The sequence below is a fragment of the Flavobacterium sp. CAN_S2 genome, from assembly GCF_015752255.1.
Taxonomy (GTDB): domain Bacteria; phylum Bacteroidota; class Bacteroidia; order Flavobacteriales; family Flavobacteriaceae; genus Flavobacterium.
Genome location: NZ_JADOVA010000005.1, coordinates 366205 through 383636 on the forward strand (window position 1 = coordinate 366205; position 17432 = coordinate 383636).

11 protein-coding genes and 1 riboswitch are annotated in these 17432 nt (G+C 33.1%); of the genes, 3 read left to right on the forward strand and 8 right to left on the reverse strand.

The features are described 5' to 3' along the window. Positions 1 to 122: 122 nt before the first annotated feature. The gene (locus IWX80_RS15460) at positions 123 to 2222 is read left to right on the forward strand and encodes an LTA synthase family protein (RefSeq protein WP_196854221.1); all 2100 of its coding nucleotides are present in this window, start codon (positions 123 to 125) and stop codon (positions 2220 to 2222) included. Between the two features lie 56 nt (positions 2223 to 2278). Here IWX80_RS15460 and IWX80_RS15465 read toward each other — a convergent pair whose 3' ends face one another. Next, positions 2279 to 3277 (reverse strand): zinc dependent phospholipase C family protein, encoded by a 999-nt coding sequence (locus tag IWX80_RS15465; RefSeq protein ID WP_196854222.1) that lies wholly within the window; start codon positions 3275 to 3277, stop codon positions 2279 to 2281. A gap of 98 nt (positions 3278 to 3375) precedes the next feature. Between IWX80_RS15465 and IWX80_RS15470 the strand changes: the two genes are divergently transcribed. Next, positions 3376 to 4125 (forward strand): YoaK family protein, encoded by a 750-nt coding sequence (locus IWX80_RS15470; protein ID WP_196854223.1) that lies wholly within the window; start codon positions 3376 to 3378, stop codon positions 4123 to 4125. Here IWX80_RS15470 and IWX80_RS15475 read toward each other — a convergent pair. From IWX80_RS15475 to IWX80_RS15500, 6 genes are all read right to left on the reverse strand, one after another. Further along, on the reverse strand, positions 4109 to 5065 hold the full coding sequence (locus IWX80_RS15475; protein ID WP_442899851.1) for a YeiH family protein: 957 nt from the start codon (positions 5063 to 5065) through the stop codon (positions 4109 to 4111). The genes IWX80_RS15470 and IWX80_RS15475 overlap by 17 nt on opposite strands. Before the next feature lie 96 nt (positions 5066 to 5161). After that, positions 5162 to 6058 carry a LysR family transcriptional regulator gene (locus tag IWX80_RS15480; protein ID WP_196854225.1) on the reverse strand — a complete coding sequence of 299 codons (897 nt, stop codon included), beginning with the start codon at positions 6056 to 6058 and terminating at the stop codon, positions 5162 to 5164. Positions 6059 to 6072: 14 nt separating this feature from the next. Next, positions 6073 to 8100: a hypothetical protein gene (locus tag IWX80_RS15485; protein ID WP_196854226.1), complete on the reverse strand. Its 2028-nt coding sequence runs from the start codon at positions 8098 to 8100 to the stop codon at positions 6073 to 6075. A 109-nt stretch (positions 8101 to 8209) separates the two neighbouring features. Next, positions 8210 to 8956, reverse strand: a complete 747-nt coding sequence (fabG, locus tag IWX80_RS15490) for a 3-oxoacyl-[acyl-carrier-protein] reductase (protein ID WP_113633871.1) — start codon at positions 8954 to 8956, stop codon at positions 8210 to 8212. Positions 8957 to 9138: 182 nt separating this feature from the next. Continuing rightward, positions 9139 to 10461, reverse strand: coding sequence for a Na+/H+ antiporter NhaC family protein (locus IWX80_RS15495; protein ID WP_121365328.1), 1323 nt, complete (start codon positions 10459 to 10461; stop codon positions 9139 to 9141). A 54-nt stretch (positions 10462 to 10515) separates the two neighbouring features. Continuing rightward, positions 10516 to 10612, reverse strand: a riboswitch (SAM-I-IV-variant riboswitch). Between the two features lie 180 nt (positions 10613 to 10792). Next, positions 10793 to 13198, reverse strand: a complete 2406-nt coding sequence (locus IWX80_RS15500) for a DUF7619 domain-containing protein (RefSeq protein ID WP_196854227.1) — start codon at positions 13196 to 13198, stop codon at positions 10793 to 10795. A 262-nt stretch (positions 13199 to 13460) separates the two neighbouring features. On the opposite strand from IWX80_RS15500, the gene IWX80_RS15505 reads away from it, so the two are divergent. Continuing rightward, entirely contained in the window at positions 13461 to 16778 is a 3318-nt protein-coding gene (locus tag IWX80_RS15505) for a T9SS type B sorting domain-containing protein (RefSeq protein ID WP_196854228.1), read from the forward strand. A 195-nt stretch (positions 16779 to 16973) separates the two neighbouring features. Here the strand turns inward: IWX80_RS15505 and IWX80_RS15510 are convergent. Further along, the coding region (locus IWX80_RS15510; protein WP_196854229.1) for a DUF7619 domain-containing protein at positions 16974 to 17432 on the reverse strand (459 nt) is incomplete at its 5' end.

The following is a 17432-nucleotide window of genomic DNA, read 5'->3' on the forward strand; positions in this document are numbered from 1 at the left end:
ATTCCAAACTTAATCATTCCGGAATTTCATTTTAAGCTAATATTAATTTTTAGAAAACATTAAGCAAATCTTAAAAATTAGATACAGAAAATTACACTACATTTGTTTATAAATATCTCATTATGAATACATTAAATAAAACTTCGCCATTTTATTACTTATTACGGTTTTACATTAGTATAAGTTTTATTGTAAGAGTTATTCTTTTCTTTCATCCCATTACTCAAACATCATTTACTTGGGTTGATACGCTGTCCGTATTTGTTTTAGGACTAATTTCTGATATTTTTATTTTTGTTTTAGTAAGTGGATTTTTGTGGTTGTATCTACTTTTTATATCTAATTCAAAATATTATAAGCCCTACGGATATCTAATTTTTGGATTGTTGATTGCCTTATTGCTTTACGTTGCATTTGGAAACACGATACTCAACGAATATGGAAGTGCTTTACCTAAAATTGTAACCGCTTTCCTGTCCATAAAAACGATATTATTTGGATTATTACTTTTTTTACCAAAATACCGTAATCAAATCAGGTTTTGGTTATTTTCCTTCGTCATTTTCCTTTACGTCGTATTAATTCTGCAAAACGCAATCAGCGAATATTTCTTTTGGAACGAATTTGGGGTGAGATATAATTTTATTGCAGTAAATTACTTGGTTTACACCAATGAAGTTATCGGAAATATCATGGAATCCTATCCAGTTATTCCGTTGTTTTCAGCGCTGTTTATTATTGCAGGACTTATTACCTATTTCATTGTAAAAAAATCAAAAAACTATATTGAAAGCATTCCTGCTTTTGTGCAAAAAATCCAAATTTCAGGAGTTTACCTGCTTCTTTTCGGATTATCATTATTAGCAGTTCCCGCTTTATCTGCCAGAGAAAATTCCCAAAATATATTTGCCAATGAATTACAAGCTAACGGTTTGTATAAATTTTACATGGCATTTATGAAAAGTGAATTGGATTATTTTAAGTTCTATAAAACAGTTCCCAATAATGAAGCTTTTGCTCAATTAAAACAACAAATTCCTACCATTTCAGGAGAAACGACTTTAAGACAAATAAAAAATGAAGCAGCCGAAAATCATAAAAATGTCGTTCTGATAACTATCGAAAGTTACAGTGCGGAGTTTATGAAAATGTATGGAAATGAGAGAAATATCACTCCGTTTTTAGACAGTCTATCGACCAAAAGTTTAGTTTTTACCAATCTTTATGCCGTAGGAAACAGGACGGTTCGCGGTCTTGAAGCCGTTACTTTATGCTTTCCTCCTACAGCCGGCGAAAGTGTGGTAAAACGAGACGACAATAAAAATAAATTTTCTACCGGAAGCATCTTTAAGCAAAAAGGCTATGCTGTAAAATTCATGTATGGTGGTGATTCCTTTTTTGATAACATGGGAGATTTCTTTTCTGGAAATGGTTATGAAATTGTAGACAAAAAAACATTTGAACCCAACGAAATCACTTTTGCTAATATTTGGGGCGTTTGCGATGAGGATATGTACAATAAAGCCATCAAAGAAATGAACAAAGAAGCAGCGGCAAATAAGCCTTTCTTCAATCACATTATGACCGTGAGCAATCACAGACCATTTACATATCCCAATGGGAAAATTGATATTCCAGGTGATGCAAAATCTCGTGATGGCGGTGTAAAGTACACGGATTATGCCTTGAAAAAATTCTTTGAAATGGCCAAAAAACAGCCTTGGTTTACCAATACCGTTTTTGTAATTCTAGCCGATCATTGTGCTTCGAGTGCAGGAAAAACAGAACTTCCGGCAGATAAATACAGGATTCCGGCAATGATTTACAGTCCTGGTTTTATTGAACCCAGAAAATACAATTATTTGATGTCACAAATTGATGTAATGCCAACCGTTTTTGGATTATTGAGTTTTGATTACCAAAGTAAATTCTTTGGTCAGGATGTTTTAAAACCAGATTATAAACCAAGAGCTTTGATTGCTACTTATCAGGACTTGGGATTGATTAAAGACAATGTTTTAACGATTATTTCGCCAAAACAAACCGTCAAACAATTTCAATTGACTTTAAAACCCAATCAAAAAGTAGCTTCTGATTTTCAAATATTTTACGATCAAATACCGTTGAAAAAAGAAAGAACGGATTTAGTAAACGAAACAATTTCATACTATCAAACAGCCTCGGATATATTGAAGAAAAAGAAATATCAAAAAATTAATTAGCATAAAAAAACGGGTGAAATTGAGGTTTCACCCGTTTTTTAATTGGAAATATATCGTTACTCTTTTTCGTTTGTCAAACCAAAAAGATTTCCTTTAGCATACGTCTTCATATCTTTTTTTAGAAGTTTGCCGTTTCTCTTAGTTAACGCTGGAGTATCAAGACCACTTAAATCGGGTTTACCGGCATTAACCCATGCAGTGTACCAAAAACTTGCCGTAACTGTAATGGCTTTTCTCATTTGTTGTTGAACCATTCCGTTCATATCAGCATGCAATTGTTTGGCATACTCATCAGAATACAAGGTTCCTCCGTATTTATTTTTTACAATTTCCCCACTAGAATCAGTCACAAATATTTTATTTTCAGGTGTCGCAGTTCTCAATTTTTTATCTATCGCCAATAGAGGTTCTACTAAACTATGAGTATCAAAAATCATGTCCCATGTTGCTTTTTCTACATTTTCAAGGTAAACGCCTTGAGGTACGTTGAACTTATAATCCTTTGCAAACAATTCCGGCAAACGGCTTTCCCATAAAGAGTGAATTCCTTTTTGGTTGGTATTTTGCCCGTCGTGATTATCAGATGTGTGCAATGGCATGTGACCATCAGCAATATAATGTCCTAAATCACCTGCAATAAATAGTATTTCATTTTTCCTTTTTTCCTTAAATGCTTTGGTAAGTTTCACCATTAAATCTTGAATATGCCAAGGTAAAATTCCGTTTTTGGTCAAGAATTTTTCGTCGTATTTTAGCTTCGCTTCGTCCATAGTCTTAGGAAATGTAGCGACATCACCAAAGTTTTCCATATCAAAATAATGACGTGGTGGTTCCATTTTATCATTCAAAACATTTCTTCTCAAATCCGGAACGGTAGATTCCTGAGTTATAAAATCAATATGATTGTAAAAGAAAGTCTGCAATGGTTTTGGAAGTGCCATTACTGCCGCTCTGTTGATTCGTTCATGACCAATAACTCCCCATGACAAAAGAAAAAGTGCAACTCCTAGAGCAGATAAAGTGATTAGTGTAGGTCTAATTTTAAAATTTTTCATTAAATTTATTTTTTTGAAGTACAAATGTATTTCTTTAAATCGTTATTAGAAAAAATTGGGTTTAAGATTCTGTTAATTAAAAAAAGAAAACAACAAATATGTTTCGTCATCAAGGAAAAAACAGAACTTTTATTCACAATCTTCGTTTAGCCACTTTATTATCTTTTGTTGCCGGAATTGTAAATGTTACGGGAGTTTTATCAGTACAAACATTGACAACAAATGTTACAGGACATTTCGCCTATTTTGCAGAAGAAATGATGAAGAGAGATTACTCAGCCGCAATCACCTTTTTTGTATTCACTATTTTTTTTTTATTGGGCGCTTTTACCTCTAATTTTTTAGCCGAATTGATTTCAAAAAAACATCCCAATTTATCTCATGTCATTCCTATTTCGTTGGAGATGATTATTCTAATTGCTGTTGGAGTTTTTGGAATCGCCTCTGAATTATCCAGTATTGAAGGAAAATGGATTGCTTTTGCAATGCTTTTTGCGATGGGAATACAAAATTCTTTGGTAACCAAAATTTCTCAATCTACTGTTCGTACAACGCATTTAACGGGGCTTTTTACTGATTTAGGAATAGAGCTGTCGCAGTTGTTCTTTTATAAAAAACCCGAAGAGAATAAGAAATTAAAAACCAGTATTTACCTCCGATTATCGATTATTATTTTCTTTTTTTTAGGCTGTATTTTGGGTGGTTTTCTTTATAATTTACTGGAAATGAAAACACTTTTTGTTGCTGCAACCTTTTTGTTGTTTGCGCTTTTGTATGATTATATCCGATTGCAATTTCATGTGATCAAACGAAAAACCTTCCATCACAAAACTATTTTAGATAAATAATCGAAATCAAAGTCGCAATTGCAATGCATGTCCAAAGCAAAACACCCTGCGCCAGTGGTTTTAATCCCACTGACTTCAATACATTTCTATTTAGTCCGGCTCCAATAAGAAACAAAGTTATTGTCAAACCTATTTTAGAAACGGAAACCAAGTGTGGCGATACACTCTTCATTTGTGGCAAATAAGTATTGGCAATCATTGCCAAAATAAACAATCCGATAAAATAAGGAATTTTTATTTTTCCAGATTTATTTTTAAAAATAAATGCCGTAATCAATGCTACAGGAATAATCCATAACGCACGGGCTAATTTTACTGTTGTAGCTATTTGCAAAGCTTCGGGGCCAAATTTACTCGCTGCTCCTACTACAGAACTCGTATCATGAATGGCAATGGCACACCATAATCCGAACTCTTTTTGAGTTAAATCCAACCAATGACCAACGGCAGGAAATAAAAACAGCGCCACCGAATTCAGAATGAATATCACTCCTAAAGCAACTGACGTTTGTTTTTCATTCGATTTAATTACTGGAGCAATCGCAGCAATGGCACTTCCTCCACAAATTGCAGTGCCACAAGAAATTAAATGAGATGTTTTCTTTTCCGTTTTAAACCATTTTCCTAAAAAAGTTCCTAAAACTAAAGTACTCACAATAGAAATAATGGTGAACAAAAAACCTTCTTTTCCTGCAGAAACCGCACTGTGAACATTCATTCCAAATCCTAAACCAACTACTGAAAACTGCAACAGATAATTAGTCACTTTGTGATTTAATTCTAAAAAAGGATGCCCAAAAAGGTTGGCGACAATCAATCCTAATACTAAAGCAATTGGCGGAGAAACAAAAATTGTGGTACAAAACAATAGCAAGACAACAAAAATAAGTTGCTGCAAAGGGGCATTTACTTTAAAAAAAATAAAAGATTCTTTTTGTATGACTTTTTGATGCGTTTCCAATGTAAAGTTGTTGAATTAGTACAATACAAAGGTCAGCAGATAAATCTATTTAAGCCAATCGCAAATTATAATCTGCTATAACTTTAAATTATAATGATTAGAAATATTCTGGATAAACAAATCCGATAGCGAATCGGTTTTTCCTTGTAAAGTAATAACATAAAAGAAACGTTCTATAACTAAATCTTTAATATCTAATATAGCCAATTCATTGTTTTGAAGTTCTTTTTTTATCGCATGAATGGATATAAAAGCCACGCAATCAGAGTTCATCAAATAGGATTTTATACTTTCAGTACTCCCTAATTGCATTTCAATTTGTAGTTCTGATAGTTTAATTTCAAATGGTTTTAACGCATGTTCAATAACTTCAAGTGTTCCAGAACCCTGTTCCCTCATTAAAAAATGCATGTTTTTAAGATCTTCCTGAGTCACTTCATCAAGACTTACTAACGGATTGGAACTCTTACAAACTAAAACCAATTCATCTTTTAAAAACTCAGAATATTTAATGGATTTATTTTTTGATTGCCCTTCAACAATTCCTATTTCAATTTCCTGGTTTAGTAAAGCATTTTCTATTTGTTCGGTGTTTCCATTAAGTAAACTCACTTTTATATCTTGTAATTTTTGGTGGAAACGAGCTAAAAGTGGCGGAATTATATACTGAGAGATCGTTGTACTAGCGCCTAATCGCAACAATCCGGAACGTTGATTAATAAGCGTGCTCATATCAAAATCAATTTCTCTATATAGTTCGAAAATGTTTTTGGTATGTTTTAATAACACTTCACCTGCAGGTGTCAATGCGATTTTGGAACCATACCTGTCAAACAATTTGATTTTATATTGCTCTTCTAACTCTTGAATATGTTTGGAAATCGCAGGTTGCGAAATGAATAATTCGGTTGCGGCTTTTGTAAAACTCAAACGATTGGCAACAGTATAAAATACTTTTAGTCTAAAATCCATGTTGTTTAATTGTATTACAGTAATCCGTTGTATTTTCGAACAAACCATTCCGTTGCCAACAAAAATGAAATTAAAACCAATAACCAAATCCAATCTATCAAAGGAGTTTTAGTAACAATGTTCTTCTCTATCGCTTTATATTCATCATTTTCCAAAAGCGTTTTAATCAACACATCAACTTGGTCTGTGAAAAAAGCTTTTCCTTGCGTTTGCGTGGCTAATTGTGTCAATTTCTCAACATCGGGATTGACAAATTGCTTTTCGATATCAAAATCAAGAATTTCAAAACTACTGGAATAGGTCGTTTTTGAATTCAATTCTTTGACAGTAAACGCATAAGAACCCGCTTTCAATCCGTCAAGATTGACTTTATAGGAATTATTTCCTTTTAGTAAATCGTAATTTTTAGTTTGCTTCGTTTTAGTATTGGTCACCGCAATTGTCAAACGGGCTTTCTCATCAAACTCATAATTTTTATTGAAAAATTGAGCGGTTATTTCAATGGCTTCACCTGAATTATAAAAACTTTCATGTTCAACCACCAGTGATTTTTTAGAATTACTAGAAGCCAAAAATTGAATAATCTTATCGATGAAAACATCATATTTTTCAAAAGATTGATTGTTGACATGGGTTTGCAAACGCCATTTCCAACTGTTTTCTCCTAAAAGATAAGCGGCTCGTTGCCCTTGATTTTCGGCAAAAGCCAACAAAGGCGCATTCGTATCTATAGCTCTGATTTTGGACGAAAGCAAAACAGATACCGCTCCTTTTGCAGTAAAGGTCCCAAAAGCATTTTGCAAAGGCGGTAAATTTTCAAAGCCGATATTGTCAGCTGCAAATAAATTAAACTGTTCATTAAAAACCGACAAATAATCTTCTTTTTGTCCGCTCATTTTAAAGTTCAAATTATCCTGTTGCTGATTCAGAAAATTAAAATCGGTGTTGTTTCCGGTAATGATAAACGTATTGATTCCAGCCCCTTTATTATTCTCAAAAATAGTTTTAAACTCGGTTGTTGGTTGGTATAAAATCAAAACATTATAATCTTGCAATGTTTTGATTTCATTTGGTTTAATAATCGTTACTTTACGCTGTACATTCGATTCAATTGCTCTTTTCATCGCGCCTAAATCAGGATGATTTATAGCTGAAATAATAGCAATATTTGTTTTTTGGTCAATGACTTCAACCGCAAAATTCTTAGCGTTATTATACGTGTTTTTTTCTTTTTCTTTTGATGATATTGTAGCTTTAAAAACCTGTAATCCTATTTTATCAGCTGGTAAAAGTATGTTTATAGTTGCTGTTTTTTTGGAAGGTGAAAAGGCAATTGATTGTTTACTTAATACCGAATTACCTTGTGAAATAACAAAATCAGCTGTGATATTTTTAGTTCCTGAATACTGCAAAAAAGCTTCTACAGGAAATTTATTTTTGTGAAAAGCATATTTATTAACGTTCAGTTGATTGATTTTGAAATCTAAAAAAGTTGTCGTATCACCTACAATCACAGGATATACTTTATTTACAGCATCAAAACTGTAGACATAATCATTACCCGAAGTTTGATTTCCATCTGTAATCAAAACCGTTGGATATATTGCATTTTTATAAATGCTTTTAAGATTTTTGGCAACAACATCAACATTCGTTTGGCTTCCTTTGAAATCAAATGTTTCCGTAGGTTCAAAGTCATCAGAAAACTGATACGATTGCACATCAAATTTCTCTTGTAAATCAGAGTTTGATTGTATTCTTTTATACAATTCTGATGCTTTTTCATTGGCATTCAAAAAAGAAATAGAACTCGAATTATCAACAACAATCGGCAAAGGCGTTTTTACCGTTTCAAGCGTATTTTTGGTTATTATTGGATTAATCAACAACAATAAAATTCCAAAAATAGATGAAAAACGCAAAAAAGCCAAAAACCAACCGACTCTCGATTTGTTTTTGGCTTTGTAGATATATTGAAAAAACGACAAACCAGCAGCTATTAGTAAAGAAAGCAGTAATAATAGTAGCGTGTTTGTTGTCATTTATTCTTTATTAAAAGATTGAAGGATTTAATGATTAAAAAATTAATTATGTAGTTCAAAAATCTTTAAATCTTTAAATCTTTGAATTTTACAATCTTTCAATTAAATTTTAAGTAAGCATTCCTCCACAAACATTCATAACCTGTCCCGTTACATAAGCGCTCATATCCGAAGCAAAGAAAAGACACGCATTAGCAACGTCTTCAGTGGTTCCACCACGTTTCAATGGAATTCCGTCTCTCCATCCTTTTACAACATCTTCGTTTAATTTAGCCGTCATTTCCGTTTCTATAAAACCCGGAGCAATTACATTACAACGAATGTTACGAGATCCTAGTTCTAATGCTACTGATTTAGAAAAACCAATAACACCCGCTTTAGAAGCAGCATAATTAGTTTGTCCAGCATTTCCTTTTACTCCCACAACAGAGCTCATATTGATAATTGAACCAGAACGTTGCTTCAAGAACGTACGTTGAATGGCTTTAGTCATATTAAAAACCGATTTCAAGTTAACATCAATAACTTGATCAAAATCGCCTTCAGACATACGCATCAATAGGTTGTCTTTAGTAATACCTGCATTGTTTATTAGAATATCAACTGTTCCAAATTCAGCTATAACGGCGTCTACAAGAGTTTGCGCTTCATTAAAATCCGCAGCATTCGATTGATAACCTTTGGCTTTAATTCCAAGAGCATTCAATTCATTTTCAAGAGCCAAAGCAGATTCTACTGATGAACTATATGTAAAGGCAACATTTGCACCATGTTTTGCAAAAACTTCAGCAATTCCTTTTCCAATTCCTCGACTCGCACCAGTAATTATGGCAACTTTTCCTTCTAGTAATTTCATATTCAAAAATTAGTTTAAATTTTATTTGGAGCTAATCCTGCTATTCGCTTCAATCTTTTATGTCCGCTATCGCTTACATAAAAGGATTTTCACTACTATCAGGGCTATCTTACACTCGTCAAATATATAATAATTCCCTTTTTAAAAAAAATTCAAAAGCAATAACAGTCAAAATTCAACTCTTAAATTTTAAAGAATCGCTTTGTCCATTTATCCCAAAACGAACTGTAAATAGCCACTAATGTAAAAACTAGTAAAAATAAATGATACCATGCATTACTAATTAAGTCAAAGAAATCTAATTTCCCGTTAGCGTAGCTCAATATAAGCAATACTTGAGCGCCATAAGGTAAAATCCCTTGAATTATACACGAAAAAATATCCAGAATTGCAGCCGTTTTTTTAGGATTTAAATTGTATTCATCATTAATTTCTTTAGCAATTGGCCCTGTAATTACAATAGAAACCGTATTATTGGCAATAGCTAAATTAGCAAAACCTACTATAGCGCCAATTCCAGCTTGAGCTGATTTTTTACTTTTAATTCTTTTTTTAATTTGAACTAACAAATAGGTTATTCCACCCGCTTTATCTACCATGGCAGCTAAACCTCCAGTTAGCATTGACAATAAGAAAATATCAGTCATACTGGTAAAACCCTCGTATATCTTTTGAGTGAATTCCATAAACGTAAATGAACCACTAAAATATCCAATAATACCTGCTAATAAAGTACCAATAAGCAATGTTGAAAATACATTAACACCCACAACCGCTAATACGATTACTAAAATATAAGGTACAATTGCAATCCAGGAAAAATCACTTTTTGCAATGGCAACGGTCACAATATCCGAATTTAAACCAAGATAAAAGAAAACCAGAATTGTAAAAACTGCAGCAGGAAAGGCAATGAACAAGTTGATTTTAAACTTATCTTTTAGATCACATCCTAATGATTGCGTTGCTGCAATAGTAGTATCAGAAATCATGGAAAGATTGTCACCTAACATGGACCCACCTAATAAAGCTCCAGATATAAGCGGTAATGAGGCACCACTTTTATCAGCTAATGCGACAGCTATTGGACCAATCGCTACAATTGCACCCACTGAAGTTCCTGTAGCAGTTGATAAAAATGAAGCAATCAAGAAAATCCCTAACGGAAAATAAGCAACGTCGATAGTATTTATTCCAAGATTCACTACAGCGTCAACTCCGCCCATTGCTTTACTTACCACTGCGAACGCTCCCGCTAGCAAGTAAATTAAACACATGGTCATGATTTTACTTTCGCCACAACCTGCGATTAACGTTTCTACTTTATCCTCTGTTGAGGATTTAAATAATAAAAAAGCAGCGATTATACCAACTAAAACAGCTACTGGAGATGGAAAAGCATAAAAATCATTCAAAATAATTCCCGCTCCCAAAAAAGTAAAAATAAAAACAAATAAAGGAATCAAAGCAAAGGCATTTCCTTTTTCTTTAGAAAATAAAGTCATAAAAATAATTTTAAATTAAAAATTATGACGAAAAACAAAGCTAAATATGGGAATGTAAACAACATTTTTTCCAAAGGATTTGGCTTATCGTTTTAGCACCTTGCTTGTTGTTGCAGGTTGCTATCCTATTGAAGGATTCGTGATAACGGGTGCAAAAGTAATTATTAATTCATGAAAAAATAAAATTTTTATCCAAAAAATTAGTAAATCAGTAAATGGTAATACTTAAGGAGGTTTAGCAATTGAATGTATTCTTTTGAAAATAAGCAGTTTTGCTCGTCTTCTATTGGAACACAATACGCCTAGATGCTCTTTAATATTTTGTCGCTTTTTACTTTTTAAGGAATTTTGAAATGGAGAGTCCTCTATCCGTTTTGATTTTCAAAAAATAAGTACCGGTTGTCAATTTCGCAACATCAATGGTGGAACTCTTCTGAGCATCAGGCAATGCGAGTATTATTTGTCCCAAAATATCATAGATTGCTATAGATTGAACCTCAATTTCATTTTTTGCTGTAATATGTAATTCGGTATCTACTGGATTAGGATAAATTTTAAAAAAACTAGAAAAATCAAAATCTTCTACGGCTAATGATTTGAAGGTTGATGTAGCTTTATTGGTCACTATTGGGAAATTATAATCAAAATAAATAGAAGCTTCATTTGCAAAAGAATCACCAACCATTAATGTTGGTAACGTTTTTATTTTAAAAGCGATATATCCATCATTGTTGGCATTGTCAAAAGGAAGGTTAATTTTTTCGAAGATAAATTCAACTTTGTTATTATCAGAAATTTTAGTACTGTAGGAGTGACTCGCTTTGATGGGAATCAGAGTTGAAATGTCAAATTTTGACAAATCAATTATATCTTTTACTACAATATTTTCGGCTGGGTAGGTACCTGTGTTTTCAAAACGAATTACATAATTTACATATTCTCCTATCAAATCTGGAGTGACAATATCTCCCTCTAAGCATGTTTTATCATTTGGATCAAAAGAGCCAACCACACTTTGGCGTAAAGCCGAAGAATTATCAACTATTTTCTCATCAGTAGTAACTGGATTAATTAGCGCATTAAAACTCAAACGGTCTCCAATATTTACTGCAGGCGTTTCCATGGGAGAGTTAACATTAAGTGTTACGGTAATTTCCCTGATTTCAAAGGGTTTTAAATTGCTGTAATCCCAAGTAAGTTGATCCATAACTTGTCTATTGATAACTGGAACGGCGGAGACGTAATCCAAAACAGCATCATTAAAGTTTAAAACAACGGTGCCCGAAAGTGTTGTAGTGCCCTTGTTTTTATATACAATAGTATAAGTAGCATCAAATCCTGGCCTAGCAGGTAGGAGTGGTAATAATTTTACTTCTAAGTCATTATGATTTCCATTAGGAGTAATCAAAAAATCTTGATTAAATGGACTTGTTGATGCTGGGAAACTGATGTTTACCGTTGAAGGAGAAACTTTAAAATAGTTTATATTTTCTAATATAGGAGTAATAGTTTGCGTTCCTTCCCCCACATAAATAGCATATTCTCCAGAACTATTTGAAATTATACTTCCCTTATTAGTTCCATCTGTGATTGAAAAATTTAAATTCGGATAATTTACATAAGAATTATCCTGACCATTGTTGTTGCTATCTAAAGTGGTTTTACCTTTAATGGTGTAAAATATACCACCAGGTGTATAAGAGCAATAGGAGTTATAATTGACATTCTTATCTTGATATAAATCAATTGTATTTTTTATATTTTCAAATTGACTTTCATCAGCACAAATATATTTCAAAACTGGACATCTGTAAAAATCGATACTTTCAGACATTCCATTTTTGGCAAAAATTGTAGTAAGTTTAGCATTGAAACGACTACTTACATACTTCAATTTTATGTATTGAGAGAGGTCCAAAGTGGTTAAATTACTGTAGTCTACATGTAATTGTTCAATATTACTTATCCCGTTCAATTCAATAGCTGTTAAAGATTCACCTCCAGCCTCCAAATACCTTAATTTTGGTAATCTGGAAATATTCAAACTTGTAATTTTATTATACCGGCAAATCAAACTTTCTAAATTTTCGCAACCTTGCACATTTAGATTTTCAATTAAATTATTTTCAGTGTACATTTTTTTCAAATTTATACAATCTGAAATATTACTTATTGACTTCAATTGATTGTATCTACAACTAATAGATTCTAAACTAATTAACCCTTTTAAATCTAAACTCGTCAAAGTGCCATTATTAAATTCAATTTCTTTCAGGTTTTGAAGCCCTGATAAATCGATATTCGTTAATAATATAGATTCTGCAACCAATCTGTTTAGATTACTCAATCCTGCAATATTCAAGGATATAAATTTATTCGAAGAACATATTAAAGTTTGTAGATTAGTAAGCGGCCTAGCATCTAAATCTTCAATTACATTAGAGGAACAGTCTAAAAATTTCAAATTTGTAAAATTTTCAATTCCAGAAAGAGTAGTAATAGTTCTATAGTTAGAGACATCCAGCGAGAAAACCTTTAAAGCTTCAGATTTTTGGATTTCTCCATCATTATTTTCATCTATTTTGAAATAGTTGTTTAGCGAATTCCCGGCAATGTTGTTAGCCGAATTAGATTCCAGCAATCTTGCCTTAAAATTTGCATCAGGAAAATTAATTGTTTGAGCATTGACAATTGCACAAATGCAAAGAGAAATAATTATAAAGTAGCTGTTTTTCATAGGAATGTATCGTGATCGTAAATATAAAAAAATTGTCATTAAAAAAAGCTAAATAAAAATGAACTGCGTTAGTATATTGGCAAGTGTAAGTGCATTTTTTTTCACAAACACTTTCCATTGCCTTTTATTTGACGGTTTTTATTATAATTTATAAAAATCAGAAAAATAGCATTATTCTGTTACCTATATTTGTCTTCGTAAAATGAGGTTTCAGGGCATTCCATTTTAGCAGTAATAGTATCAATAGCCCAATATTTAAGGAATGAAAAGAATTCTTCTTTTATTTTTAGTACTTGTTAATTGTATCGTCCATGCGCAATTAGTAATCAATACTACCTCACAAACTCCGCAACAATTAGTACAAAGCGTGGTGGTAGGACAAGGAATTAATGTTTCGAATATTAAATTTAATGGTTCAATAGTCAAAGGCAATACTATTACCGATCAATTAGGCTTGTTTACTAATGGAGCTTCTACTGCGATTGGAATTGACAAAGGAATCATTTTAAGCACTGGAAATGCTGCAATTGCTGTGGGTCCAAATGATAGAAGTCTAGCGACTTTACCGACTTCAGATCCATTAGAAGGTGATACGGATTTGTACACTTTATCTAATAATCAATTGATTAAAAACGTTGCAATTCTGGAATTCGATTTCGTTCCCACCGGAAATAAATTAAGCTTTAATTTTGTCTTTGCTTCTGAGGAATATCCCGAATTTGTTAATGATTCTTATAATGATAATTTTGGTTTCTTTTTGAGTGGTCCGGGAATCACTGGAACTTTTTCTGGAGGCGCAAAAAATATAGCTTTGATACCCAGCACTACATTACCCGTGTCTATTAATAATTTGAATAATGGAAATGCAAATTTAGGTCCTTGTGAATACTGCTCGTATTATGTAAACAATGAAGGAGGAACTACTATTCAATACGATGGATTTACAAAAGTTTTATCAGCAAATTCAGATGTACAATGCGGCCAAACATATCATATAAAATTAGCCATCGCTAATGTTGGAGATAATAATTACGATTCGGCTGTATTTATAGAAGGAGCTAGTTTTAGTTCCCCATCAATTAACTTAGGCCCAGACTTGAAAATATGTAGTACTTCAGACTATGAGTTAAATTCGGGATTAAGTGCTACTGAAATTCATGAATGGCGTTATAATGGGGACATAATTCTAGGACAAAACGGATCAAAAATTACGGTAAATCAATCAGGTTTATACTCTGTTCAAGCCTTTCCTTTTGGGACGACTTGTCCTGTAAATGATGAAATAAATATTCAATTCAGCACCCTTGCAACTCCCTATCTTTATTGTGGAGCAAAAACTTCTAATTCTATTACTTTTGATTGGCTGGCTTTAGGAGAAGCGGAGTTTTCTGTCGCCTATAAAATAGGAAGCAGTACAGCTGTTGACGTTGGATTCGTTGGCAAAGTTTATTCCTATACTGTTCAAAATGTTCCTCTGGGTGAAACTGTTGTAATAACAGTAACTCCAATTGGAACACCATCAGAATGTTTTGGCCCCACTTCAATAACCTGTGCACTGGATAGTTGCTTAGTTAGTCCAACATTAAGTCTCACTCAAGGTCCTAGTTCGCAGCAAATATGTGAGAACGAAGTTATTTCGAATGTTATTTATACAATTGGCGGTGGTGCAACTAATGTATCTATTACTTCTGGAAGTTTGCCTAATGGTGTAACGACAAGTTTAGTTGGAAATCAATTTAAAATTGAAGGTACCCCAAGCGTTTCGGGAACCTATAATTATACGATAACTACATCAGGAGGATGTTCTCCAAATGCATCTTTAAATGGATCCATTACTGTAAATCCAGGAACGATTCCAACATTTACCGCTGTTGCTCCTGTTTGTGAAGGAGAAACTCTCGCATCTTTACCAATACAGTCCAATAACAGCATCATTGGAACTTGGTCGCCTCCGTTTAACAATACTGCCACAACTGAATACACCTTTACACCAAATGCGGGACAATGTGCTAACTCCGCCAAATTAACCATAATTGTAAATCAAAAAACACCGCCAACATTTACTGCTGTTGCTCCTATCTGTTCTGGCGAAGCAATTGCTGCACTTCCATCACAATCAATTAACAACATCAATGGAACTTGGTCGCCTGCTTTAAACAATACTGCAACTACTGAATATACATTTACTGCAAATTCGGGACAATGTGCTAATACGGCAAAATTAACGATTGTTGTAAACCAAAAAACAACTCCTACATTTACTGCTGTTGCACCTATCTGTTCTGGCGAAGCACTTGCTGCACTTCCATCACAATCAATTAACAACATCAATGGAACTTGGTCCCCTGCGCTAAACAATACTATAACTACTGAGTATACATTTACTCCAAATGCGGGACAATGTGCTAATACGGCCAAATTAACGATTGTTGTAAATCAAAAAACAACTCCTACATTTACAGCCATCGCTCCTATCTGTTCTGGCGAAACACTTGTCGCACTTCCATCACAATCAAACAACAATATCAATGGAACTTGGTCGCCTACGCTAAACAATACTACAACTAATGAGTATACATTTACTGCAATTGCGGGACAATGTGCTAATACGGCCAAACTAACGATTGTTGTAAATCAAAAAACGACTCCAACATTTACAGCCATCGCTCCTATCTGTTCTGGCGAAACACTTGTCGCACTTCCATCACAATCAAACAACAATATTAATGGAACTTGGTCGCCTGCGCTAAACAATACTACAACTACTGAATACACATTTACTCCAAACTCAGGACAATGTGCGAATCAAACAAAACTGACGATTTCAGTAAAATCAAAACCAATTCCGCTTTTGACAGATGGTAAAATATGTGTCGATAAAAACTCAAATCGCGTAATCCAGTCTTACCTTCTAGACAGCAAACTAAATAATGCAACTCATAATTTTGAATGGTTTTTAGATGGGATTACAATATTAAATGCTACACAAAGCACTTTTGAAGCTAACCAAAAAGGAAACTATTCTGTTTTGGCTACAAATAAATCTACTAATTGCAGTTCAACACTCGTTGAAGCAATAGTTACTGAAACCTTGTCTAACACAACAACATTCAATATAACACAAACGAATGCCTTTAGTGATGATGCAACCCTAACTATTTCAGTTGTTGAAGGAACTGCAAACTATGAGTATCAGCTGGACCAAAGTCCTTTTCAAGAATCAAACGTTTTCTCTGAAGTTACTCTAGGGACACATACTATACGAATTGTAGATACTAAAGGCTGTACTGATTTAAGTTACCAAGTTATCGTAATAGGCTATCCAAAATTCTTTACACCAAACGGAGATGGCCATAACGACACTTGGAAAATTATTGGTTTCAACAGTCAATACAATCCTTCGATTACCATTTTTGACCGTTATGGGAAATTATTAAAGCAAATAAACTCCATTGATTTCGGTTGGGACGGAACCTACAATGGTCAAGCCATGCCTGCCACTGATTATTGGTTTAGGGTAATCTATCTTGAGGACGGAATCAATAAAGAATTCAAATCTCATTTCTCGTTAAAGAGATAGCAACTGATTTTTTAGGAGCACAACATTTTACTTTAAATCCAATTCCTCCTGCTTTCCACAGTATCTTTTGTGACGAAAACGCCACAAAAGTATACTTGCTTCAATCAGGGCTAGAGATGACTTTTTGATTTCAAAACACAAAAAAAACTGCTCGAATTGACCAAGCAGTTTAGGTATTTGAAAAATATTTCTTTTTTAGTTTTTTATAAAGTTCATATTTGATGTTCCTTTATCAGTATTCATTTTCAAGAAATAATTACCAGTTGACAATTTTGAAATATCTACTTTTGAAATATTCTGAGCATTTGGAACGGCAATAACTAATTGTCCTAAAACATCATAAATCGCCATGGTCTTTAGCTGAATAATATTTTTAGTTCCAATATTTAAAACATCAATTACCGGATTTGGATACACACTAAAATAATCTGAAAATTCAAAATCTTGAGTTCCTAGCGTTTTAAAAGTAGATGTTGCCTTATTAGTCAGGATTGGGAAATTGTAATCAAAATAAATATTAGCTTCATTAGTAAATGAATCGCCAGTTACCAGCGTTGGTAATGTTTTAATCTTGAAAGCTATATACCCATCATTTGTAGCGTCGTCAAAAGGCAAATTGATGTTTTCGAAAATGAATTCTACTTTATTTCCATC